At 66.3% G+C, this 21,299-nt stretch carries 19 protein-coding genes; 7 read left to right on the top strand and 12 right to left on the bottom strand.

Annotated elements, in window-relative coordinates; translation table 11 throughout:
- Positions 1-2: 2 nt before the first annotated feature.
- The 10 genes from xth to L0962_RS14460 all read right to left on the bottom strand — a co-directional run bounded on the left by xth (position 3) and on the right by L0962_RS14460 (position 11,080).
- Positions 3-767 carry an exodeoxyribonuclease III gene (xth, locus tag L0962_RS14415; protein WP_234087151.1) on the bottom strand — a complete coding sequence of 255 codons (765 nt, stop codon included), beginning with the start codon at positions 765-767 and terminating at the stop codon, positions 3-5.
- On the bottom strand, positions 764-1,237 hold the full coding sequence (locus L0962_RS14420; RefSeq protein WP_234087152.1) for a glutaredoxin family protein: 474 nt from the start codon (positions 1,235-1,237) through the stop codon (positions 764-766). The genes xth and L0962_RS14420 overlap by 4 nt, the downstream gene beginning before the upstream one ends.
- Positions 1,238-1,256: 19 nt before the next feature.
- A complete protein-coding gene (locus L0962_RS14425; RefSeq protein ID WP_234087155.1) occupies positions 1,257-3,329 on the bottom strand; it encodes a M3 family metallopeptidase in 2,073 nt (690 codons plus the stop codon).
- Between the two features lie 58 nt (positions 3,330-3,387).
- Positions 3,388-4,161, bottom strand: a complete 774-nt coding sequence (locus L0962_RS14430) for a DUF2189 domain-containing protein (protein ID WP_234087156.1) — start codon at positions 4,159-4,161, stop codon at positions 3,388-3,390.
- 64 nt (positions 4,162-4,225) lie between these two features.
- On the bottom strand, positions 4,226-5,158 hold the full coding sequence (locus L0962_RS14435) for a phosphoribosylaminoimidazolesuccinocarboxamide synthase (protein WP_234087157.1): 933 nt from the start codon (positions 5,156-5,158) through the stop codon (positions 4,226-4,228).
- A gap of 35 nt (positions 5,159-5,193) precedes the next feature.
- The gene (locus L0962_RS14440) at positions 5,194-6,522 is read right to left on the bottom strand and encodes a DUF3422 family protein (protein WP_234087158.1); all 1,329 of its coding nucleotides are present in this window, start codon (positions 6,520-6,522) and stop codon (positions 5,194-5,196) included.
- Between the two features lie 21 nt (positions 6,523-6,543).
- Positions 6,544-7,503 carry a LysR family transcriptional regulator gene (locus tag L0962_RS14445; RefSeq protein WP_234087159.1) on the bottom strand — a complete coding sequence of 320 codons (960 nt, stop codon included), beginning with the start codon at positions 7,501-7,503 and terminating at the stop codon, positions 6,544-6,546.
- 110 nt (positions 7,504-7,613) lie between these two features.
- Positions 7,614-8,993, bottom strand: a complete 1,380-nt coding sequence (locus tag L0962_RS14450; RefSeq protein WP_234087160.1) for a ribulose-bisphosphate carboxylase — start codon at positions 8,991-8,993, stop codon at positions 7,614-7,616.
- Between the two features lie 133 nt (positions 8,994-9,126).
- Positions 9,127-10,167 carry a sensor domain-containing diguanylate cyclase gene (locus tag L0962_RS14455; RefSeq protein ID WP_234087351.1) on the bottom strand — a complete coding sequence of 347 codons (1,041 nt, stop codon included), beginning with the start codon at positions 10,165-10,167 and terminating at the stop codon, positions 9,127-9,129.
- 184 nt (positions 10,168-10,351) lie between these two features.
- The gene (locus tag L0962_RS14460; RefSeq protein ID WP_234087162.1) at positions 10,352-11,080 is read right to left on the bottom strand and encodes an HAD family hydrolase; all 729 of its coding nucleotides are present in this window, start codon (positions 11,078-11,080) and stop codon (positions 10,352-10,354) included.
- A gap of 180 nt (positions 11,081-11,260) precedes the next feature.
- On the opposite strand from L0962_RS14460, the gene L0962_RS14465 reads away from it, so the two are divergent.
- From L0962_RS14465 to L0962_RS14495, 7 genes are all read left to right on the top strand, one after another.
- Complete coding sequence (locus tag L0962_RS14465) at positions 11,261-12,322, top strand: class 1 fructose-bisphosphatase (RefSeq protein ID WP_234087163.1); 1,062 nt, start codon at positions 11,261-11,263, stop codon at positions 12,320-12,322.
- Positions 12,323-12,355: 33 nt separating this feature from the next.
- Complete coding sequence (locus tag L0962_RS14470) at positions 12,356-13,228, top strand: phosphoribulokinase (protein WP_234087164.1); 873 nt, start codon at positions 12,356-12,358, stop codon at positions 13,226-13,228.
- A 27-nt stretch (positions 13,229-13,255) separates the two neighbouring features.
- Complete coding sequence (gene tkt, locus L0962_RS14475) at positions 13,256-15,292, top strand: transketolase (protein WP_234087166.1); 2,037 nt, start codon at positions 13,256-13,258, stop codon at positions 15,290-15,292.
- 48 nt (positions 15,293-15,340) lie between these two features.
- Positions 15,341-16,357, top strand: coding sequence for a type I glyceraldehyde-3-phosphate dehydrogenase (gene gap, locus L0962_RS14480; protein WP_234087171.1), 1,017 nt, complete (start codon positions 15,341-15,343; stop codon positions 16,355-16,357).
- A gap of 10 nt (positions 16,358-16,367) precedes the next feature.
- Complete coding sequence (gene fba / locus L0962_RS14485; protein WP_234087172.1) at positions 16,368-17,405, top strand: class II fructose-bisphosphate aldolase; 1,038 nt, start codon at positions 16,368-16,370, stop codon at positions 17,403-17,405.
- Positions 17,406-17,496: 91 nt separating this feature from the next.
- Positions 17,497-18,213 carry a ribulose-phosphate 3-epimerase gene (rpe, locus tag L0962_RS14490; RefSeq protein WP_234087173.1) on the top strand — a complete coding sequence of 239 codons (717 nt, stop codon included), beginning with the start codon at positions 17,497-17,499 and terminating at the stop codon, positions 18,211-18,213.
- Positions 18,210-18,872, top strand: coding sequence for a phosphoglycolate phosphatase (locus L0962_RS14495; protein ID WP_234087174.1), 663 nt, complete (start codon positions 18,210-18,212; stop codon positions 18,870-18,872). The genes rpe and L0962_RS14495 overlap by 4 nt, the downstream gene beginning before the upstream one ends.
- Positions 18,873-18,874: 2 nt before the next feature.
- Here the strand turns inward: L0962_RS14495 and L0962_RS14500 are convergent, their stop codons facing one another.
- Together L0962_RS14500 and fba (L0962_RS14505) are read right to left on the bottom strand one after the other, a co-directional pair.
- Complete coding sequence (locus L0962_RS14500) at positions 18,875-20,092, bottom strand: MFS transporter (RefSeq protein ID WP_234087175.1); 1,218 nt, start codon at positions 20,090-20,092, stop codon at positions 18,875-18,877.
- Between the two features lie 108 nt (positions 20,093-20,200).
- On the bottom strand, positions 20,201-21,265 hold the full coding sequence (gene fba, locus L0962_RS14505; protein ID WP_234087176.1) for a class II fructose-bisphosphate aldolase: 1,065 nt from the start codon (positions 21,263-21,265) through the stop codon (positions 20,201-20,203).
- Positions 21,266-21,299: the final 34 nt, after the last annotated feature.

Here is a 21,299-nt window from a genome sequence, read left to right on the forward strand (position 1 = left end):
AATCAACCCAGCGTGGCCCACACCGGCGCGTGGTCGGACGGCCGCTCGCGCTTGCGCGGTGCGCGGTCGACGCCGGCGGCGGTGCATTTTTCGGCGAGCGGACGCGACAGCAGGATGTGGTCGATGCGCAGACCGAGGTTCTTCTGGAAGCCGAGCATCCGGTAATCCCACCACGAGAAGGTTTTCTCGGGTTGCTCGAAGAGCCGGAAGCTGTCTTCCAGGCCGAGGCCGAGCAGGCGCTGGAAGGCGCTGCGCTCGGCTTCCGAGCACAGGATTTCGCCGGCCCAGCGGTCCGGGTCGTGGACGTCGCGGTCGTCCGGCGCAATGTTGTAATCGCCGCACAGCGCGAGTTGCGGATGCTTTGCCAGTTCGCCGTTCAGCCATTCGGCCAGCGCGTCGAACCAGCGCAGCTTGTAGTCGTATTTGTCGCTGCCGACGGCCTGGCCGTTCGGCATGTAGGCGCCGACCACGCGCACGCCGTCGACGGTGCCGCTGATCAAGCGCTTCTGTTCGTCTGGAAACAGCGGGTTGCCGTAGAGCACATCGTGGATCGGGCTTTTCGCCAGCAGCGCGACGCCGTTGTAGGTCTTCTGGCCCGAGAAGGCGACGTGGTAGCCGGCGGCTTCGATCTCGGCGCGCGGGAAATTGACGTCCTCGAGCTTGAGTTCCTGCAGGCAGACGACATCCGGCACGGCTTCGGCCAGCCAGTCGAGCAGGTGCGGCAGGCGGACCTTCAGGGAATTGACGTTCCAGCTGGCGATCTTCACGGGGAGGTGCTCCGTTTGGCGGCGGTTTTCGGGTAGGCGGCGAGGTCGAGCAGTTTGTGCCAGGCATTGGCATCGTAGCCGCGCTGGCTCTGGTTGCCGACTTTCAGTGACGGCACGTAGGGTTCGCCGACCAACTGCTTCAACTCGGCGATTTCCTCGGGCTTTTCCAGTTTTCGTTCGGTGAAGGGAACGCCGCGGCCATTCAGCAGTTCGCGCGCCTGCTGGCATTCGGTGACGCAGTTCGGCGCCGTATACAGCACGACCGGAAAGGCTTCTGCGGCCCGCTTCACGGCATAGGGCAGGCCGTCGTCCGGGAGCGGGGTGGCGGTGTTTCGTTCGACGTTGCGTGCCTTGCCGGGCGGTGGCGTGTCCGAAACGACGGTACGGCCGCTGGCATCGGTCCAGCGGTAAACCTGGGCCTGGGCGGCTGCGCAACTCAGGGCGAGGCAGGCGATCAACAGTCGGCGCATGCGCATTCTCCGGCAGGGGTCAGGCGGCGATCATGCCGCTGTGGCGCAGCAGCGCGTCCGGGCTCGGGGCGCGGCCGCGGAAGGCGGTGAAGTTCTCCAGCGCCGGCCGCTCGCCGCCGCGCGACAGGATTTCTTCGAGGAAACGCTTGCCGACCACCGGGTCGAACGGATCGCCGGCTTCCTCGAAGGCCGCGTAGCAGTCGGCCGACAGCACTTCTGCCCACTTGTAGCTGTAGTAGCCGGCCGCGTAGCCGCCGCCGAAGATGTGCGAGAAGCTGTTCGGGAAGCGGTGCCATGCGGGCGGGATCAGTACGGCGACCTCGTCGCGCACTTCGGCGAGTACGTCCATCACGGTCTTCTCGCCCTGGGGGGCGCTGCTTTTGTCAGTAAGCTCGTAGTGCAGGCGCATGTCGAAGATCGAGAATTCGAGCTGGCGCACGGTCATCATGCCGCTCTGGAAGTTCTTGGCGGCGAGCATCTTGTCGTAGAGCGCGCGCGGCAGCGGTGCGCCGCTGTCCACATGCGCGGTCATGCCCTGCAGCACGTCCCATTCCCAGCAGTAGTTTTCCATGAACTGGCTGGGCAGTTCGACCGCGTCCCACTCGACGCCGTGGATGCCGGAAACACCCAGTTCCTCGCCGCGCGCCAGCAGGTGATGCAGGCCGTGGCCGGTTTCGTGGAACAGGGTGATGACTTCATCGTGGGTGAAGGTCGCCGGTTTGCCGCCGACCGGGCGGGCGAAGTTGCAGTTGAGGTAGGCGATCGGCTTCTGGATGCCGCTGGCGGTACGCTTGCGCGAGCGCGCCTCGTCCATCCAGGCGCCGCCGCGCTTGGTCTCGCGGGCGTAGAGGTCCATGTAGAACTGGCCGACCAGCTCGCCGGCCGGCGTTTCGATGCGGTAGAAGCGGACGTCCTCGTGCCACACCGGCGCCTTGTCTTCCTTGACCTTGACGGTGAACAGGCTCTCGATGACCTGGAACAGGCCGGCGATCACCTTCGGCTCGGTGAAGTACTGCTTCACTTCCTGCTCGGAGAAGGCGTAGCGCGCCTGCATCAGCTTCTCGGAGGCGTAGGCGGCGTCCCAGGGCTGGAAGTCGGTCAGGCCCAACTCGTCGCGGGCGAAGGCCTTGAGTTCGGCGATGTCCTTCTCGGCAAAGGGCTTGGCCTTCTTCGCCATGTCGCGCAGGAAGTCGAGCACCTGCGCCGGCGTGTCGGCCATCTTGGTGTACAGCGAGACCTCGGCGAAGTTGTTGAAGCCGAGCATCTGCGCATCTTCTGCCTTGAGTTCGAGCAGGCGCTTGATCAGCGGGCCGTTGTCCCATTCCGGCTTCGAGTAGCCATTGTCGATCTCGGCGGCGCGCGTCGCGTAGGCGCGGTACAGGCGCTGGCGCAGCTCGCGGTTTTCGGCGTATTGCATCAGTGGACCGTAAGAGGGCGCGTGCAGCGTGAATTTCCAGCCGTCGACACCGGCCTTCTCGGCAGCTTCGCGGGCGGCGTCCTTCGCGTAGTCGGGCAGGCCGGCGAGCAGGCTTTCGTCGGTGACGATCTCGGCGAAGGCGTTGGTTGCGTCGAGCAGGTTTTCCGAGAACTTGGCGGCGATCTGCGACAGTTCTTCCATGATCGCCTGGAAGCGCGGCTTCTGGTCTTCCGGCAGTTCGGCGCCGCCGAGGCGGAAATCGCGCACCTCGTTGTCGACGATGCGCCGCTGTTCTGCGGTCAACGTCGAATATTCGGCACTTTTCTTCAGCGCCCGGTACTTGTCGAACAGCTTCAGGTTCTGGCCGAGCTCGGTGTAGAAGCGCGAAACCTCCGGCAGCATCTCGTTGTAAGCCTCGCGCCAGGCCGGCACGTCGTTGACCGAATGCAGGTGGCCGACGATGCCCCAGGCCCGGCCGAAGCCTTCCAGGCCGTCGCTCAGGGCGCCGGCGAAGTCGGCCCAGGTGGCTGGCGTCGCGTCATCGGTCAGGCGTTCGACCAGCGCGCGGCCGTCGGCCAGCAGTTGCGTGATCGCCGGCTTGACGTGTTCCGGCTGGATCAGGTCGAAGCGGGGCAGGTCGGTGAAGTCGAGCAGGGGGTTGGTGGCGGTCGTCATGATGTCGAGGCAATAAAAAGGGCGGTCGATGCCGCCCGTCATGCAGGGTCGGAAGCGATCATTCTACTAGTTCGCGATACGCATGCCACGAAGCATGGCCAAGGATCGGCAGAATGAGCACCAGTCCGAACAGCAGGGTGGCGAACCCGGCCAGGGTCAGCGTCACGATCAGGCTCGCCCACAGCAGCAGCGGCAGCGGATTGGCCAGCGTGGCGCGCAGGCTGGTCAGCATGGCTGTGGCGATGTCGCAGTCGCGGTCGAGCAGCATCGGCACCGAAACCACCGACAGGCAGAAGACGAAAGCCGCGAGCAGGCCGCCGAGGGCGAACCAGGTGGCGACGAACAAGCCGTGTTCGCCATGCAGCACGATGTCGGTGAGCAGGACGCTGCCGTCGATCGCGCCACCGCCGGTCAGCAACGCGAAGGCGATCGCCGAGAAGCGCTCCCAGATCAGCGCCGCCAGCCCCAGCAGCAGACCGAACAGGGCCAGCGATTCGCCATGCCGACGGAAGATGCGCAGCGAATCGATGAACAGCGGACGGCGGCCTTCGGCATGGGCGCGGCTCAGTTCGTAAAGGCCGGCGGCGAGCAGCGGGGCAAGCAGGAAGAAGCCGGTGACGGCGACCGTCAGCAGATGGGGGTGGTCGAGCGCCGCCAGCAGGATCAGGTCGCCGCCGAGCGCGAAGAGCAGGCCGTAGGCCAGCGACGGCAGCGGGTTATAGCGCAGGTCCTGCCAGCCGGCGCGCAGCCAGGCAAAGGGGCGGGTCGGCGGAAGGGCGCGAATGCCGGGGAGATCGAATCCCCGGTCGCGGGCATCGGAAGAAAAACGCATGGCAGTCTCCTTCTGGGGATACTGCCGTTCGACCCGGCAGGTGTCTGCCGGGTTCCCGAAGCTTTTACAGCGTGTTGCCGGTCAGCTTTTCGTAGGCTTCGACGTACTTGGCGCTGGTGCGGTCGACGACTTCGGGCGGCAATTTCGGTCCGGGCGCCTTCTTGTTCCAGTCCAGGGTTTCCAGATAGTCGCGCACGTACTGCTTGTCGTAGGACGGCGGGTTGCAGCCTTCGGCGTACTGGTCGGCCGGCCAGAAACGCGAGGAATCCGGGGTCAGTGCCTCGTCGATCAGGTGCAGCGTGCCGGCCGCGTCGATGCCGAATTCGAACTTGGTGTCGGCGATGATGATGCCGCGCGTCGCCGCGAAGTCGGAGGCTTCCTTGTACAGCCGGATGGCGGCGTCGCGGGCTTCGGCACAGAGTTGCGCGCCGGTCTTGCCGGTGCCCTTGAGTGCGTCGTTCAGCGTTGCGTCGCAGTTGGCGGCGGCCTGTTCGAACGAGACGTTCTCGTCGTGGTCGCCGACTTCCGCCTTGGTGGCCGGCGTGAAGATCGGTTCCGGCAGCTTCTGCGCCAGCTTGAGGCCGGCCGGCAGGGCGATGCCGCAGATCGCGCCGGTCGCCTGGTAGTCCTTCCAGCCGGAGCCGATCACGTAGCCGCGCACGACGGCTTCGATGGGCAGCGGCTTCAGGCGCTTGACGACGACGGCACGGCCGCGCACCTGTGCGCGTTCGCTTTCGCTGACGACCGATTCCGGATCGACGCCGGTCAACTGGTTCGGCACGATGTGGCCCAGTTTGTCGAACCAGAAGTTGGCGACCGCTTGCAGCACTTCGCCCTTGCGCGGGATCGGGTCCGGCAGGATGACGTCGAAGGCCGACAGGCGGTCGGTGGTGACGATCAGCAACTGGTCGGCGTTCACCGCGTAGATGTCGCGGACCTTGCCCTTGGACAGGAGCGGCAGGCTGGTGATGGAGGAAGCGAAAAGCGGTGCGGTCACGATGGTCGTCCCGAAGGCAAAAGGCGAATTATAAATCAGTGCTGACTGGCTTCTTCGGCGGCGAGCTTGCGCCGCATCCGGCGCGTGCCCCAGGCGACCAGGCCGGCGATCACTGGGATCGAGATCGCCGTGATCGCGTCGGTGTTCAGGTGGTGCAGTTCCTTGGTGCCTTTGGCGATGTATTGCACGAGCTGCGAGCCGTAATAGGTCAGCACGACCACCGACAGGCCCTCGACCGCTTCCTGCAGATGCAGTTGCAGCTTGGCGCGCTTGTTCATCTGGGTCAGCAGTTCCTGGTTCTGGCGTTCCAGTTCGATGTCCACGCGGGTGCGCAGCAACTGGCTGTTGCGTGCGACACGGGCGGAGAGTTCCTCCTGGCGGCGGGCGATCGTCGTGCAGGTATTCATCGCCGGCAGCAGGCGGCGCAGCATGAACTCCTCGAAGGTCGGCAGGCCGGAGATGCGGGTTTCGCGCAACTCCTCGATGCGTTGCATGACCAGGCTGTGATAGGCGCGCGAGGCGCCGAAGCGGAAGGTCGTGCGGGCCACCGAGTTTTCAACTTCGGCGGCCAGTGCCGACAGCGATGACAGCACGGCGCGCTCGTCTTCGGCGGTCCTGGCCTGGGTGATCCGGTCCATCATCTCGGCCAGCTGCTTTTCGCCGGCGTACAGCCACTTGCCGACTTCCTTGGCGACCGGCAGGCCGAGCAGCGCCATCAGGCGGTAGGTCTCGATCTCGACCAGGCGCTGCACGGTGCGGCCGGTCTGGCGCTGGGTCATCCGTTCGTTGAGGATCAGAAAGCGCGAGAAGCCGTTGTCGATCTTGAAGTCGCTGAAGATCCAGGCGGCCTCTTCGGCGACGCGGGCGGCGACCATCGTCCGGCCGTTCGGCGTCAGGCTGGCGAGCACCGAATCCGGGCTGATTTCATCGGTGGACCGCAGCTCGACGTGGGTCGCCACCATCAGTTTGCCGGGGATGCCGGACAGCCATTCCGGATGCACCGCATCGAAGGCGGTGGCTTCCGGGTTGAGCTGTTCGCCGGTATCGAGGGGGCGGAAGAAGGTGTAGCTGGAAAATTCGGTATGCAGCTCCCAGCGCATGCGGAAAGCACCGGCGTCGATCATCACGTGCGCGTCGGTGCTGTCGATGGCGTTGCAGACATGGCCCTGGCAAAGCTTGGTCAGGTTTTCGCGCTCCGCTTCGGCGGTGGTCGCGCTGTGCTTGAAGACCAGGTGCGAGATCAGCCAGGCGCCGAGCAGCGGAACCGGCGGCCGGGCGTGGAATTCGTTATTCAGGCGCTGGCGCAGCGGGTGCTCTTCGAGATTGGCGAGAAGGAAGCGCGGATGCATGTCGGAGGGGCTCATGTTGCAGTGCAGCAGATTGTATCACCCCGCTCGGCCAGGGGCTTTGCCGGGCAGGTAGTTGTCGAATTCGGCTTCCAGCGCCGGAGCGGCGGCATCGAGCAGGAAGCCGCGGAACTCGCCGCCGGCCGGCAGCAGCCGCTTGGTGTTCATGTGCACGACGTACCAGGTGCGTTCGATCGGCGTGCCGACGACGTCGAGGATCGCCACTTCGCGGGTCTTCAATTCCAGCGGCAGGGTATGCAGCGACAGCAGCGCGACCCCCATGCCGGCCATCACCGCCTGCTTGATCGTCTCGTTGCTGCCCATGCTGATCGTCCGGGCCGGGGTGAACAGGTGATTCTTGAACATTTCCTCGGCGACGCGGCGCGAACCGGAACCTTCCTCGCGCAGCAGCAGCGTTTCGTGGCGCAGCTCGTGCAGTTCGAAGCGGCGGGCATCGCGCAGCGGATGATCGGCCGGTGCGACCAGCACGTAGGGATGCGGCGCCATCGGTTCGCCGTGTGCATCGATTTCGACCGGGATGCGGCCCATCACCGCCAGGTCGATGGCGTTGTCCTGCAGCTTCTGCAGCAGCGCGGCGCGGTTGCCGACGGTGAACTGGACGTCGATGCCCGGGTGGGCCTGGGCGAATTTGGCGAGTAGCCGCGGCATGAAGTACTTGGCGGTACTGACCAGACCGACCGAAATCTGGCCGCTTTCGGCGCCGGCCAGCGACTGCAGGTTGGCTTCGGCGTCCTTGATCTCGCCGAGGATGCGCAGCGCGTGATGGACCAGCAGTTCGCCGGCGCCGGTCAACGCGACACCGCGGCCCATGCGTTCGAACAGCGGCAGGCCGACGTTGTCCTCCAGCTGTTTCAGCTGCATCGATACGGCCGGCGGCGTCAGGTGCAGTTCTTCGGCAGCGCGCGCATAGCTCAGGTGGCGGGCGGCGACGACGAAAATCTGGAGCTGGCGCAGCGTCAGGTTGCGGACGAAGTTCATGATAGCCTGATTGGTTGCGGTTTCGGTTGAAGCGATCGCTTAACTTTAGAGCCTGCGCCGGCCGGGGTCAAACGACAAAAACCCCGCCGTGGCGGGGTTGACCGCAGGGCTCAGGCCGCCGGTCGCAACTTGTGCCGCCAACCCGGATACAGCTGATCGGCGTCCTGCGGGAAGGACTCGAAGGCGCGGGCGAATTCATGATGATCGCGCGCCCAGTCGACCGGATCGGCGCCGGCCTTCCAGCATTCGTAGGCCTGACGCAGCGAACGGGCGCCAGCGGCCGGGCTGTCGATGTGGCCGTAGGAACCGCCGCCGGCGGTGTTGATGACGTTGCCGTGGCCGAGGTTGTCGAAGAATCCGGGCAGGCGCAGCGCGTTCATGCCGCCGGAGATGATCGGCACGGTCGGCTTCATGCCGTACCAGTCCTGGTCGTAGACCGGCCCCTGATAACTATCGCGCTCGATGATGTAGGCGCAGGCGCGGTCGTCCTTCTCGCCCTCCATCTTGCCGTAGCCCATGGTGCCGACGTGGATGCCGGAGGCGCCCTGCAGGCGGCTCATCTTGGCCAGCACGTAGGCGGTGTAGCCACGCTTGCTCTGCGGGCTGGTGACGGCGCCGTGGCCGGCGCGGTGGTAGTGCAGGAACTGGTTGGCGAAATGCCGGCGTGCCGTGGTGATCATGCCCGGCCCGCCGACGTAGCCGTCAACCAGGAAGGCCACCTTGTCGGCGTCCGGCCCGAAGGTCTCGAGGATGTACTCACCACGCGCGATCATTTCGTAATGGTCGTCAGCGGTGATGTTGGCGGAGAACAGCTTGGCCTCGCCGGTCTCGTCCATGGCCCGCTTCATCGCGTCGTAGACGAGCGGGATGGTCTGCTTCATTGGCGCGAAGGTCTGGTTGCCCTGCGGTTCGTCGTTCTTGATGAAATCGCCGCCCAGCCAGAACTCGTAGGCGGCGCGGGCGAAGGGCTCGGGCCGCAGGCCGAGCTTGGGCTTGATGATCGTGCCGCTGATGTAGCCGCCATCGACGACCGGCCGGCCGAGCGTGCGCCAGAGGTCGGCGATGCCGCGGCTGGGGCCGTCGAACAACTCGATGGCGCGACGCGGCACGTAAAAATCGACCATCTTGGCGTACTCGATGTCGCCCATGCCCTGGTTGTTGCCGATCGTCAGCGTCAGGAAGGAGACCAGCATCATCCGGCCGTCGATCAGGTTGCGGTCGAACAGATCGAGCGGATAGGCGATGCGCATGTCCTCGTTCGCCGCGTCGATGTAATAGACCAGCGCATCGACGCCGCGCGTGAAGTCGTCGGTGGTGCTGACCTCGACGTTGGTGCCGGTGGAAGACTCGGCGGCGAAGTGAGCGGCCGCTTCGAGGTAGCCGTGGCCGGCCTTGGGCTTCATCCGGTAGGCGCAGAGGATGTGCCGGCCGCCGGCGATCAGCTCGGCTTCCTTGAGGCTCAGGTCGGCATAGCGCTTCGATTGATCCATCTTTTGTCTCCTTGGTGTGTTCGCCGGGTGGCTGGAATGGAGACCATCTTAGGAAGGACAAAAGATAAATAACAGTCACGTATTTTTATGGAATTGTTCAGTAATTTCTTACTGTTCCGACCGCGCCCGTCGATCAATAAAAGCAGACCGTGTTGCGTCCGGCATCCTTGGCCCGATACATCGCCAGATCGGCCTGTTTCAGAATCTCGTCGGGTTCGATGCCGTTGCCGATGAAGACGCGGATGCCGATGCTCGCCGAGCAGCGATGTTCAATTTCCTGCCCGGCCAGGCCGCCGTGCTCGACACTCAAGCGGTAAGGCTCGGCCAACCGGCCGCGGATCTTCTCGGCAATCGTCGCCACCTGCTCGCGTGACACGGCAGGATCGCGGTCCAGCTCGCGGATGATCACGACAAACTCGTCGCCGCCGAAGCGGGCGACCGTATCCGTTTCCCGCACCCCGGCCTTGAGCCGCCGGGCCGCTTCGATCAACAGCAGATCGCCCGCTTCGTGGCCATGCAGATCGTTGAGCGGCTTGAAATTGTCCAGGTCGAGAAAGAGCAGTGCGCCGAAAATCCCCGAACGCCGGCTCGACGCCAGGCTCTGCCCGAGGCGATCCTCGAGCAGGCGGCGATTGGGCAGACCGGTCAGCGGATCGTAGAAGGCCAGCTGTTGGATCTGGTCCTGCAGTTGCTTGCGTTCGGTCGTTTCGCGGCTGATCCCGTGGTAGCCGACAATCCGCCCATGCGCGTCGCGCTCCGGCTTCGACAGCACCTCGCCCCACAGCAGCCGGCCGTCCTTGCAGCGATGCTGGACCTCGAAAGTGACCGCGCCGGTGATCGTGCCGTCAGCCTCCCTGTCCTGGCGCTGCTTGATCAGATCGTTCACCGTCGCGATGCCCTCGTCGGTGAACATCTCGAAAACATGGTGGCCGATCACCTCGTCCGCCCTGAAACCGCGCAGTTTCTCGTCGGTCGGGTTGATGTAGGTGATGAACAGGTTCCGGTCGGCGCGCCAGATCACGTCGGAAACATCCTCGGTCAGCCGCCGGAACAAGGCCTCGCTGGCCCGCAGCGCCGCCAGTTCGCGGTGCATCCGCAGCAGCTTCCCGAGCAGAAACAGCAGAACCGCAAGCAGCAGCCCGCCGCCCCCGAGCACCAGCATCCCGTCCAGCATCACCAACCGGCCTCCTTGGTTCCGAACCCCGATCCCGGTCGCCTCGGTGTCTCAGCAAACCGGCAGATGCCGAAAAAGCACCGGGAAACCGGCGCACGGGGTTAGTCTTTGTGTTGGCGCATCGTACCGCAAGGAAGGGGCGGCAGCGACTTTCGGTCAAGGGCGGCGAATCCGGGTAATGGCCTCAGGGCTGTTCACCGCCTCCCCCGCTTGAGTGCAAAACCACCTCCCCCAACGAACACCCCACCAACCCCTCCAGCACCCTTTCCGCTCCCCGAAAATCCTGGCCGCGGGTGTATTCGCTGATCGTGACCACGCAGCGCAGTCCTGCGGTCAACGCCGATTTCAGACCCATTTCCGAATCTTCGATGGCCAGGCAGGCGGAGGCCGGCAGCGCGAGGCGGTTGAGGACCCACTGGTAGATGTCCGGGGCCGGCTTCTTGGCCGGGACGATGTCGCCGGCGCCGATCACGTCGAACCAGTCGGGGGCGTCGGGGCCGAGGTTGGCGCGGAGCAGGGCGTCGACGTTTTCGGGCGTGGTCGTCGTGGCGATGGCCAGGCGGAGGCCGGCTTGTCGGGCTTCATTGATCAGGCGGGCGACGCCGGGGCGCAGCGGCAGTTGGCCGCGGTCGACCAGGCGCAGGTAGTGCGCGGTCTTGATCTTGTGCAGTTGGCCGACCAGCGCGTCGAAGTCGGGGCGCTCGGCGATGGCCGGGGCATCGTGCGCGGCGTAGTGGCGGATGCGTTCCTTGCCGCCGGTGACGGCGAGCAGTTCGCCGTAGCGCTGTTCATCCCAGTGCCAGCTTAGACCGCAGTCGCGGAAGGCGGCGTTGAAGGCGACGCGGTGGCCGTCGCGCTCGGTTTCGGCGAGCGTGCCGTCGACGTCGAAGATCAGGGCTTGGCAGGTTGTCATGGCGCGACGATACGGCGCCGGCGCGGGGACGGCCAGTCAGCTTTTCTGACGCCTGCGGTCAGGCCTTTTTAATCAGCGATGACTTAATGCCTGCTTAAAAAATCCTGACTGTCACTTAATTCAACTGTCGCTTATCGTGACTCGACCGTCGATAACACAACAATGACTGGAGACAAGATCATGCTATTCGGACGTACCACGCTGTCGAAGTTCGTCATCGAGCAGACCCGCGGTCAGCACAGCGAACTGGGGGCGCTGTTGATCGACGTTGCGGCGGCGGTCAAGAGTATTTCGGCGTTGGTCGGCAAGGGCGCGCTGTCCGGGTTTTCCGGTTACGCGGCGGCGACCAACGTGCAGGGCGAGGCGCAGAAGAAGATCGACGTGCTGGCCAACGAGGCCATCCTGCGCCATTGCGAGTGGGGCGGCCAGCTGGCCGGCATGGCCTCCGAGGAACTGGAGGCGCCGTATCGGATTCCCGACGATTATCCGCGCGGTCGTTATCTGCTGGTCTTCGATCCGCTGGATGGATCGTCGAACAGCGACGTCAATGTGTCGGTCGGCAGCATTTTTTCCATCCTGGCGCGGTCGACCGCAGGCGAGGCGCAAAAAGCCGATTTCCTCCGTCCGGGCCTTGAGCAGGTTGCCGCCGGCTACGCCATCTACGGCCCGGCGACGATGTTGGTACTGACTGTCGGCAGCGGCACGCACGGTTTCACGCTCGACCGCGAGAGCGGCAACTTCATCCTGACCCATCCCGACATCCGGGTGCCGGTCGAGACGCGCGAGTTCGCCATCAATACCTCCAACGAGCGTTTCTGGGAGCCGCCGGTGCAGCGCTACGTGGCCGAATGCAAGGCCGGCCGCAGCGGTATCCGCGGAGCCGATTTCAACATGCGCTGGATTGCCTCGATGGTCGCCGAAGTGCATCGCATCCTGATGCGCGGCGGTATCTTCATGTATCCGAAGGACCACAAGGACCCGGCCAAGCCCGGACGCCTGCGCCTGCTGTACGAGGCCAACCCGATGGCGATGCTGATCGAGCAGGCCGGCGGGGCGGCAAGTACCGGGCGCGGGCGCATCCTCGAAGTGGCGCCGGAAGCGCTGCACCAGCGCGTGCCGGTGATCCTCGGTTCGCGTGAGGAGGTCGAGCGGCTCGAACGTTACCACCACGAATACGACACCGGGGCCGACCGTCCCTTCGTCTCGCCGCTGTTCGCCGAACGCTCGCTGTTCCGCGACTGAGCCGCCGCATTCCATCTTCCGGGGAGTCCCGCCATGTCCGTCAAGCATCCGATCATCGCCATCACCGGCTCGTCCGGCGCCGGCACCAGCACGGTGATGCAGAGTTTCCAGCACATCTTCCGGCGCGAAAAGCTCAACGCCCAGATCGTCGAGGGCGATTCCTTCCACCGCTACGACCGGCTCGCCATGCGCGCCGAGATGAAAGCGCAGGAAGCCGCCGGCAATCTCAACTTCAGCCATTTCGGACCGGACGCCAACCTGCTCGCCGAACTCGAACAGCTCTTCGTCGATTACGGCCGCGCCGGCAGCGGCAGGGTGCGCAAGTACCTGCACGATGCCGGTGAAGCCGAACCCTGGGGCCAGGAGCCGGGGACCTTCACGCCGTGGCAGGAGATTAGCGGCGACACCGACCTGATGTTCTACGAAGGCCTGCACGGCGCCTGGGCCGGCGACGGCATCGACATCGCCGCGCAGGTCGACCTCTGCGTCGGCGTCGTGCCGATCATCAACCTCGAGTGGATCCAGAAACTGCACCGCGACCAGAAGCTGCGCGGCTACTCGCAGGAGGCGGTGACCGACACCATCCTGCGCCGCATGCCCGACTACGTCAGCCACCTCTGCCCGCAGTTCAGCCGTACCCATGTCAATTTCCAGCGGGTGCCCATCGTCGATACCTCCAATCCCTTCATCGCCCGCGACATCCCGAGTGCCGACGAGAGCATGGTGGTGATCCGCTTCGCCAACCCGAAGGGCATCGACTTCCAGTACCTGCTCAACATCCTGCACGGCAGCATGCTCACCCGTCCGAACACGCTGGTCGTCCCCGGCGGCAAGATGGGCCTGGCGATGCAGATGATCTTCACGCCGATGGTCCTGCGCCTGATGGACCTCAAGCGCCGCGCCTGACCCGGGGAGACTGCCATGGAGAGAGACATGACGACGAACACGCTGCGCCGCGACCTGGCCAACGCCCTGCGCTTTCTTGCGGTCGACGCCGTCGAACAGGCGAAATCCGGCCATCCCGGCGCGCCGCTGGGCATGGCCGACATCGCCGAAGTGCTGTGGCGCGACCACCTGAAACACAACCCGGCCAACCCGCAGTGGCCCGACCGCGACCGCTTCGTGCTGTCGAACGGCCACGGCTCGATGCTGATCTACGCGCTGCTGCATCTGACCGGCTACGACCTGCCGCTCGATGAATTGAAGCGTTTCCGCCAGCTCGGCAGCAAGACCGCCGGGCATCCGGAAGTCGGCCACACGCCGGGCGTCGAGACGACCACCGGGCCGCTCGGCCAGGGCCTGGCCAACGCGGTCGGCATGGCACTCGCCGAGAAGCTGCTGGCGCAGCGCTACAACCGGCCGGGCCACAACATCGTCGATCACCGCAGCTGGGTCTTCCTCGGCGACGGTTGCCTGATGGAAGGGATCAGCCACGAGGCCTGCTCGCTGGCCGGCGTCTGGGGCCTGGACAAGCTGGTTGCCTTCTACGACGACAACGGGATTTCGATCGACGGTCACGTCGACGGCTGGTTCCGCGACGACACGCCGGGCCGCTTCCGCGCCTACGGCTGGCACGTCGTCGGCCCGGTCGACGGACACGATGCGACGGCGCTGGCGGCAGCGATTGCCGAGGCGAAGTCGGTGCACGGCAAGCCGGTGCTGATCGTCTGCCGCACGCAGATCGGCCACGGCGCGCCGAGCAAGGCCGGCACGCACGACGTGCATGGCGCACCGCTCGGCGCCACCGAGATTGCCGCGATGCGCGCCGCGCTGAACTGGCCGCATCCGCCCTTCGTCGTGCCGGAGGCCCTGCGCGCCGCGTGGGACGCCCGCGCCGCGGGCAGCCAGGCCGAAAGCACCTGGCGCGAAAGCTTCGCCGCCTATTGCCGGCAATACCCGGAGCTCGCTGCCGAATTCGAGCGTACCCAGGCCGGCGGCTTGCCTGAAAGCTGGCCGGAAATCCGTGGCGAACTGCTGTCGACCGCAGCGGCGAAGACGGGCGGCATCGCCAGCCGCAAGTCGTCGCAGAATTGCCTCGATTTCCTGGTCGACCGCATCCCCGAACTGCTCGGCGGCTCGGCCGACCTGACCGGCTCCAACCTGACCGCCGGCAAGGGCAGCCGGGCCTGGCACGCGGCTGCGGTCGACAGCGTGCCGAACTACCTTTCCTACGGCGTCCGCGAGTTCGGCATGACGGCGATCATGAACGGCGTCGCGCTGCACGGCGGGCTGATTCCCTACGGTGGCACCTTCGCGGTGTTCTCCGACTACGCCCGCAACGCGATCCGCATGAGCGCGCTGATGCAGCAGCGCGTCGTCCATGTGCTGACGCACGACTCGATCGGCCTCGGCGAGGACGGCCCGACGCACCAGCCGGTCGAGCACGTCGGCAGTCTGCGGCTGATTCCCGGCCTCGACGTCTGGCGGCCCTGCGACGAGCTGGAAACGGCGGTCGCCTGGGCCGAGGCGCTGGCGCGCCGCGACGGCCCGAGCGCCCTCTTCCTGTCGCGCCAGAACCTCGACCAATGCGGCGACCGGCCGGGCCGCGCCGAGGACATCGCGCGCGGCGGCTACGTGCTGCGCGAGGCCGATGGCCCGGCGCAGGCGGCGATTCTGTCCACCGGTTCGGAAATCGGCATCGCGCTGGCCGCACAGCGCCAGTTGGCCGAACAGGGCGTCGCCGTGCGCGTGGTCTCGATGCCCTGCGCCGAGCGCTTCGACCGGCAGCCGGCGGCGTGGCGCAAGGCGGTGCTGCCGACCGGCCTGCCACGCGTCGCCATCGAGGCGGCGCACCCCGATCCGTGGCGCAAGTACGTCGGTCTCGACGGCGACGTGCTGGGCATCGGCCGTTTCGGCGAATCGGCGCCGGCTGCCGCCTTGTATGCCCGCTTCGGGCTGGATGCCGAACATCTGGTACGGGCGGTGATCGACACCGTCGTGCGCAACAGCGACAGCGACGGCGATTTTTGAGCCGTTGCCGCGGTCGACCGCAAGATTTCACAAAAACAGGAGACAACCATGCCCATCCGGGTGGCAATCAACGGCTTCGGCCGTATCGGGCGAATGGCCTTGCGCGCCATCGCCGCCGAGGCGGAATTCGCCGATCTCGAAGTGGTCGCGATCAACGACCTGCTCGAGCCCGACTACCTCGCCTATCTGTTGACGCACGATTCGGTGCACGGCCGTTTTGCCGGCGCAGTCAGCGTCGACCGCGACACGCTGGTGGTCGATGGCCGCCGCATCCGGCTCAGCGCCGAACGCGATCCGGCGGCGCTGGACTGGGGCGGCGTCGGCGTCGACCTGGTGATCGAGGCGACCGGCTTCTTCCTGACCGAGGAAAGCTGCCGCGCCCATCTGGAGGCCGGCGCCCGCCAGGTGGTGCAGTCGGCGCCGGCCAGGGACGACACGCCGATGTTCGTCTATGGCGTCAATCACGCCGACTACGCCGGCCAGCCGATCGTCTCGGCGGCCTCGTGCACGACCAACGGCCTGGCGCCGGTGGCCAAGGTGCTCAACGACCGTTTCGGCATCCGCCGCGGCCTGATGAGCACGGTGCACGCCGCCACGGCCACGCAGAAGACCGTCGATGGTCCGTCCGGCAAGGACTGGCGCGGCGGCCGCGGCATCCTGGAAAACATCATCCCGTCCGCGACCGGCGCGGCCAAGGCGGTCGGCAAGGTGATCCCGGCGCTGAACGGCCGGCTGACCGGCATGGCTTTCCGCGTGCCGACTTCCGACGTCTCGGTGGTCGACCTGACCGTCGAACTGAGCCGCGAGGCGAGCTACGCGGAGATCTGCGCGGCGATGCGCGAGGCCGCCGGCGGTGCGCTCAAGGGCGTGCTCGCCTATACCGACGCAGCGGTGGTCTCGACCGATTTCCGCGGCTGCCCGCAGCCCTCGGTGTTCGATGCCGGCGCCGGCATCGCGCTGGACTCGAGTTTCGTCAAGGTCGTCGCCTGGTACGACAACGAGTACGGCTACACCTGCAACCTGCTGCGCCTGGCCCGCCACATCAGCCAGCCGGCGCTGCACTGAGGAGACGACGATGGCCCTGATTTCCCTGCGCCAGCTGCTCGACGACGCCGCCGAGCACGCTTACGGTCTACCCGCCTTCAACGTCAATAATCTCGAGCAGATCCAGGCGATCATGCAGGCCGCCGAGGCCTGCGACAGCCCGGTCATCCTGCAGGCCTCGGCCGGCGCCCGCAAGTACGCCGGCGAGCCTTTCCTGCGCAAACTCGTCGAAGCCGCCATCGAGCAGTACCCGGACATTCCCGTCTGCCTGCACCAGGACCACGGCACCTCGCCGGCGGTCTGTCAGCAATCGATGCGCAGCGGCTTCTCCAGCGTGATGATGGACGGTTCGCTGGGCACCGACGGCAAGACGCCGACCAGCTACGCCTACAACGTCGCGACGACCGCCAGGGTGGTCGAGATGGCGCACGCGATCGGCGTCTCGGTCGAAGGCGAACTCGGCTGCCTCGGTTCGCTGGAAACCGGCGAGGCCGGCGAGGAGGACGGCGTCGGTGCCGTCGGCAAGCTCGACCACGCGCAACTGCTGACCGACCCCGACGAAGCCGCCGACTTCGTCGCCAGGACCGGCGTCGATGCGCTGGCCATCGCCATCGGCACCAGCCACGGCGCCTACAAGTTCACCCGCCCGCCGACCGGTGAAATCCTTGCCATCGACCGCATCAAGGCGATCCACGCGAAGATTCCGCACACTCATCTGGTCATGCATGGTTCCTCCAGCGTGCCGCAGGAATGGCTGGCGACCATCCGCCATTACGGCGGCACGATCAAGGAAACCTACGGTGTGCCGGTCGAGGAGATCGTCGAAGGCATCAAGCACGGCGTGCGCAAGGTGAACATCGACACCGACATCCGCCTGGCGATGACCGGCGCGATGCGCAAGGCGATGGCCGAGAAACCGGAGGAATTCGATCCGCGCGCCTTCCTGAAAGCCGCCGTGGCCGCCGCCCGCGACCTTTGCCGGGCGCGTTTCGAAGCCTTCGGTTCGGCCGGGCGGGCCAGCCGGATCAAGCCCTTGGCGCTGGAGAAAATGGCCGCCACCTACCGTTGACCCCACCCGATTCTGCTTCGAGCAACTCTGCGCGACCCTTGTGTCGTCTTTGGCCCCGTTCGCGGGGCCTTTTTTTGCCCAGGAGACTGCCATGTCCGATTTCGCTTCCGACCCCGCTTTCGTCATCGCCCCGAGCATCCTGTCGGCCGACTTCGCCCGTCTCGGCGAGGAAGTCGCCAACGTCGCCGCCGCCGGTGCCGACTGGATCCACTTCGACGTGATGGACAACCATTACGTGCCCAACCTGACCATCGGCCCGCAGGTCTGCGCGGCGATCCGGCCGTATACCGCGGCACCGATCGACGTGCATCTGATGGTTAGTCCGGTCGACCGCCTGATCCCCGATTTCATCAAGGCCGGCGCCGACATCATCACCTTTCACCCGGAGGCGTCGGCGCATGTCGACCGCAGCCTGGCGCTGATCCGCGACGGCGGCTGCCGGGCCGGCCTGGTGTTCAATCCGGCAACGCCGCTAGCCTGGCTGGACCACGTGATGGACAAGCTCGACGTGGTGCTGCTGATGAGCGTTAACCCGGGATTCGGCGGCCAGAAATTCATTCCGGCGACGCTCGCCAAGGCGCGGGCGGCTCGTGCGAAAATCGACGCCTATGCGCGGGACAGCGGGCGGCGCATCCGGCTCGAGATCGATGGTGGGGTCAACCCGGCCAACATCGGCGAAATCGCCCGCGCCGGCGTCGATGCCTTCGTCGCCGGTTCGGCCGTTTTCGGCGCTGGCCGCGACGATGACCCGCACCGCTACGACACGATCATCCGGGCCCTGCGCTCGGCGCTTGAGGAGAACGCATGAAATTCCGCTCCGTCACCTTCGATCTCGACGGCACGCTGCTCGACACGGTCTGCGACCTGGCCGAGGCCTGCCGGCTGACGCTGCTCGAACTCGGCCTGGCGCCGCGCAGCGAGGATGAGATCCGCCGCTTCGTCGGGCGCGGCATGGCGGTGCTGGTCGAGCGCTGCCTGACCCGCGAGACGCCGCCGGATGCCGCGCAACTCGATGCGGCGATTGCCGTCTTCCGCCGTCACTATGCTGCGGTCAACGGGCTGAAAGCGCAGTTTTTCCCCGGTGTCCGCGAAGGGTTGGCGGCCTGGGCGGCGACCGGTCTGCCGCTGGCGGTGGTGACCAACAAGCCGGCTGCCTTTACCGGTCCGCTGCTTGAACGGGTCGGCATCGCCCATTATTTCCAGTCCATCGTTTCCGGCGACACGACGGCGCAGCGCAAGCCGCATCCGGCGCCGCTGCTGCATGCCTGCGCCGAGCTGGGGGCGGATGTCGCCAGCAACCTGCACATCGGCGATTCGCGGCACGACATCGAGACGGCGCGCAACGCCGGCTGCGCGGTGTACTGCGTGCCCTACGGCTACAACGAGGGCGAACCGGTGAATGCGGCGGATTGCGACGCGCTGGTTGCCGATCTGCTGGTTGCGCTGCGCCTGGCCGGCGACGCCTGAGCTCAGCCGCCGATCAGCCGGTCGCGTCGGGCCAGCGTCGGGAACAGTCGGAACCACAGCAGCGCGACGGCGACCGTACCGATCCCGCCGAGCACGACCGAGCCGACCGGCCCGAACAGCGCGGCAGTGGCGCCCGATTCGAATTCGCCGAGCTGGTTCGAGGCGCCGATGAAGATCGAATTGATCGCCGACACCCGGCCGCGGATTTCGTCTGGCGTATCGGTCTGCACGATGGTCTGGCGAATCACCACGCTGACGTTGTCGACCGCACCGGTGATCGCCAGCGCGAACAGCGACAGGCCGACGTGCGTCGACAGGCCGAAGATCACGGTGGCCAGCCCGAATATCGCCACCGAGGCGAGCATCAGCGGGCCGGTATGCCGATGCAGCGGCCAGCGCAGCAGCGCGATCGACATCGCGAAGGCGCCGACCGCCGGAGCCGCGCGCAGCAGGCCGAGCTCCTGCGGACCGGCGTGCAGGATGTCGCGGGCGAAGATCGGCAGCAGCGCAGTGGCGCCGCCGAGCAGCACGGCGAACAGATCGAGGCTGGTGGCGCCGAGCAGCACCTTGTTGCGCCAGACGAAGCGGGCGCCGGCCAGGATGTCCTGCCAGCCGGTATTGGCCGGCGCTGGCGCCTGTTCGTAACGGACCGACAACATCAGGCCGGCCGCCCCGAGCAGCAGGACGGTGGACACCGAATAGACGGCGCTGGCGCCGAGCACGTAGAGTGCGCCGCCGACCGCCGGCCCGGCGATGATCGCCGCCTGCATGCCGCTGCTGGCCAGCGTGATCGCCCGGCCGAGCAGGGCCGGCGGCACGAGCAGCGGGATCAGCGCTTGCTGCGCCGGCATCTGGAAGGCGCGGGCGACGCCGAGCACGATGGACAACCCGAGGATCAGCCCACGCGTTTCGTGGCCGCCGGCGATGGCCAGCAGCAGCACGAAACCGACCAGCGCCTGGCTGAGCATGCAGCCGGCGAAGATGCGGCCGCGATTGAAATGGTCGGCGGCGTGGCCGGCCGGCAAGGTCAGCACCAAGGCCGGCACGAACTGGAACAGGCCGACCAGGCCGAGATCCCAGGCGCTGCCGGTGAGGTCGTACATCTGCCAGGCGACGGCGACCATCAGCATCTGGTTGGCCAGCATCGCCGCTAGTCGCGCCGAGAAGAAGGCAACGAAGCTGCGCAGGCGGAAGAGTTCGGCGAGGGAGGGAGCGTTCATCGGCTGGCGGTGGGCATGAGGTGGTGCTTGGAGCGTCGGCGACGGATTTCGTTCGGGCAAAAGAAAAGCCGCCCGTGGCGGCTTTTCCGGAACGCAGTGCGATCCCGCTCAGCGGACGATCTGGTTCAGTTCGCCCTTGGCGTAACGCTCGGCCATCCGGTCCAGCGACAACGGCTTGATCTTGCTCGCCTGGCCGGCGCAGCCGAAGGCTTCGAAGCGGGCCAGGCAGATCTTCTTGGCGGCTTCGCGGGCCGGCTTGAGGAAGTCGCGCGGGTCGAACTTGGACGGGTTCTCGACGAAGTAGCGCCGCACCGCGCCGGTCATCGCCAGGCGGATGTCGGTGTCGATGTTGACCTTGCGCACGCCGTGCTTGATGCCCTTGACGATTTCCTCGACCGGCACGCCGTAGGTTTCCTTCATGTCGCCGCCGAACTGGCGGATTTCCTCGAGCAGTTCCTGCGGCACCGACGACGAGCCGTGCATCACCAGGTGGGTGTTCGGGATGCGGGCGTGGATTTCGGCGATGCGGTCGATGGCGAGGATGTCGCCGGTCGGCTTCTTGGTGAACTTGTAGGCGCCGTGGCTGGTGCCGATGGCGATGGCCAGTGCGTCGCAGTTGGTCTGCTTGACGAAGTCGGCGGCCTGCTCGACGTCGGTCAGCAGTTGTTCGCGGGTCATCACGCCATCGGCGCCGTGACCGTCTTCCTTGTCGCCCTTCATGGTTTCGAGCGAGCCGAGCACGCCGAGTTCGCCTTCGACGGAAACGCCGATGCTGTGCGCCAGTTCGGTCACCTTGCGGGTGACCTCGACGTTGTATTCGTAGCTGGCGACGCTCTTGCCGTCGGCTTCCAGCGAGCCGTCCATCATCACCGACGAGAAGCCGGACTTGATCGCGGCCATGCACACCGCCGGGCTCTGGCCGTGGTCCTGGTGCATGACGATGGGGATGTGCGGGTAGGCTTCGAGGGCGGCCAGGATCTGGTGGCGCAGGAAGGGCTCGCCGGCATACTTGCGGGCGCCGGCCGAGGCCTGCATGATCACCGGCGAATCGATCTGGCTGGCCGCTTCCATGATGGCCCAGACCTGTTCCATGTTGTTGACGTTGAAGGCGGGCAGGCCATAGTCGTGCTCGGCGGCGTGGTCGAGCAGTTGGCGCATGGATACGAGCGGCATGGAAACTCCTGGTACGTGGTGTCTATCGGGTTGA

It is taken from the genome of Azonexus sp. R2A61, from assembly GCF_021401135.1.
In the GTDB taxonomy this organism is placed as follows: Bacteria; Pseudomonadota; Gammaproteobacteria; order Burkholderiales; family Rhodocyclaceae; genus Azonexus.

Coding starts and splice junctions, on each gene's coding strand:
- L0962_RS14420 (WP_234087152.1), bottom strand. CDS start 1,237: ATGCGCCGACTGTTGATCGCCTGCCTCGCCCTGAGTTGCGCAGCCGCC.
- L0962_RS14425 (WP_234087155.1), bottom strand. CDS start 3,329: ATGACGACCGCCACCAACCCCCTGCTCGACTTCACCGACCTGCCCCGC.
- L0962_RS14430 (WP_234087156.1), bottom strand. CDS start 4,161: ATGCGTTTTTCTTCCGATGCCCGCGACCGGGGATTCGATCTCCCCGGC.
- L0962_RS14440 (WP_234087158.1), bottom strand. CDS start 6,522: ATGAGCCCCTCCGACATGCATCCGCGCTTCCTTCTCGCCAATCTCGAA.
- L0962_RS14445 (WP_234087159.1), bottom strand. CDS start 7,503: ATGAACTTCGTCCGCAACCTGACGCTGCGCCAGCTCCAGATTTTCGTC.
- L0962_RS14450 (WP_234087160.1), bottom strand. CDS start 8,993: ATGGATCAATCGAAGCGCTATGCCGACCTGAGCCTCAAGGAAGCCGAG.
- L0962_RS14455 (WP_234087351.1), bottom strand. CDS start 10,167: ATGCTGGACGGGATGCTGGTGCTCGGGGGCGGCGGGCTGCTGCTTGCG.
- L0962_RS14460 (WP_234087162.1), bottom strand. CDS start 11,080: ATGACAACCTGCCAAGCCCTGATCTTCGACGTCGACGGCACGCTCGCC.
- L0962_RS14465 (WP_234087163.1), top strand. CDS start 11,261: ATGCTATTCGGACGTACCACGCTGTCGAAGTTCGTCATCGAGCAGACC.
- L0962_RS14470 (WP_234087164.1), top strand. CDS start 12,356: ATGTCCGTCAAGCATCCGATCATCGCCATCACCGGCTCGTCCGGCGCC.
- tkt (WP_234087166.1), top strand. CDS start 13,256: ATGACGACGAACACGCTGCGCCGCGACCTGGCCAACGCCCTGCGCTTT.
- gap (WP_234087171.1), top strand. CDS start 15,341: ATGCCCATCCGGGTGGCAATCAACGGCTTCGGCCGTATCGGGCGAATG.
- fba (WP_234087172.1), top strand. CDS start 16,368: ATGGCCCTGATTTCCCTGCGCCAGCTGCTCGACGACGCCGCCGAGCAC.
- rpe (WP_234087173.1), top strand. CDS start 17,497: ATGTCCGATTTCGCTTCCGACCCCGCTTTCGTCATCGCCCCGAGCATC.
- L0962_RS14495 (WP_234087174.1), top strand. CDS start 18,210: ATGAAATTCCGCTCCGTCACCTTCGATCTCGACGGCACGCTGCTCGAC.
- L0962_RS14500 (WP_234087175.1), bottom strand. CDS start 20,092: ATGAACGCTCCCTCCCTCGCCGAACTCTTCCGCCTGCGCAGCTTCGTT.
- fba (WP_234087176.1), bottom strand. CDS start 21,265: ATGCCGCTCGTATCCATGCGCCAACTGCTCGACCACGCCGCCGAGCAC.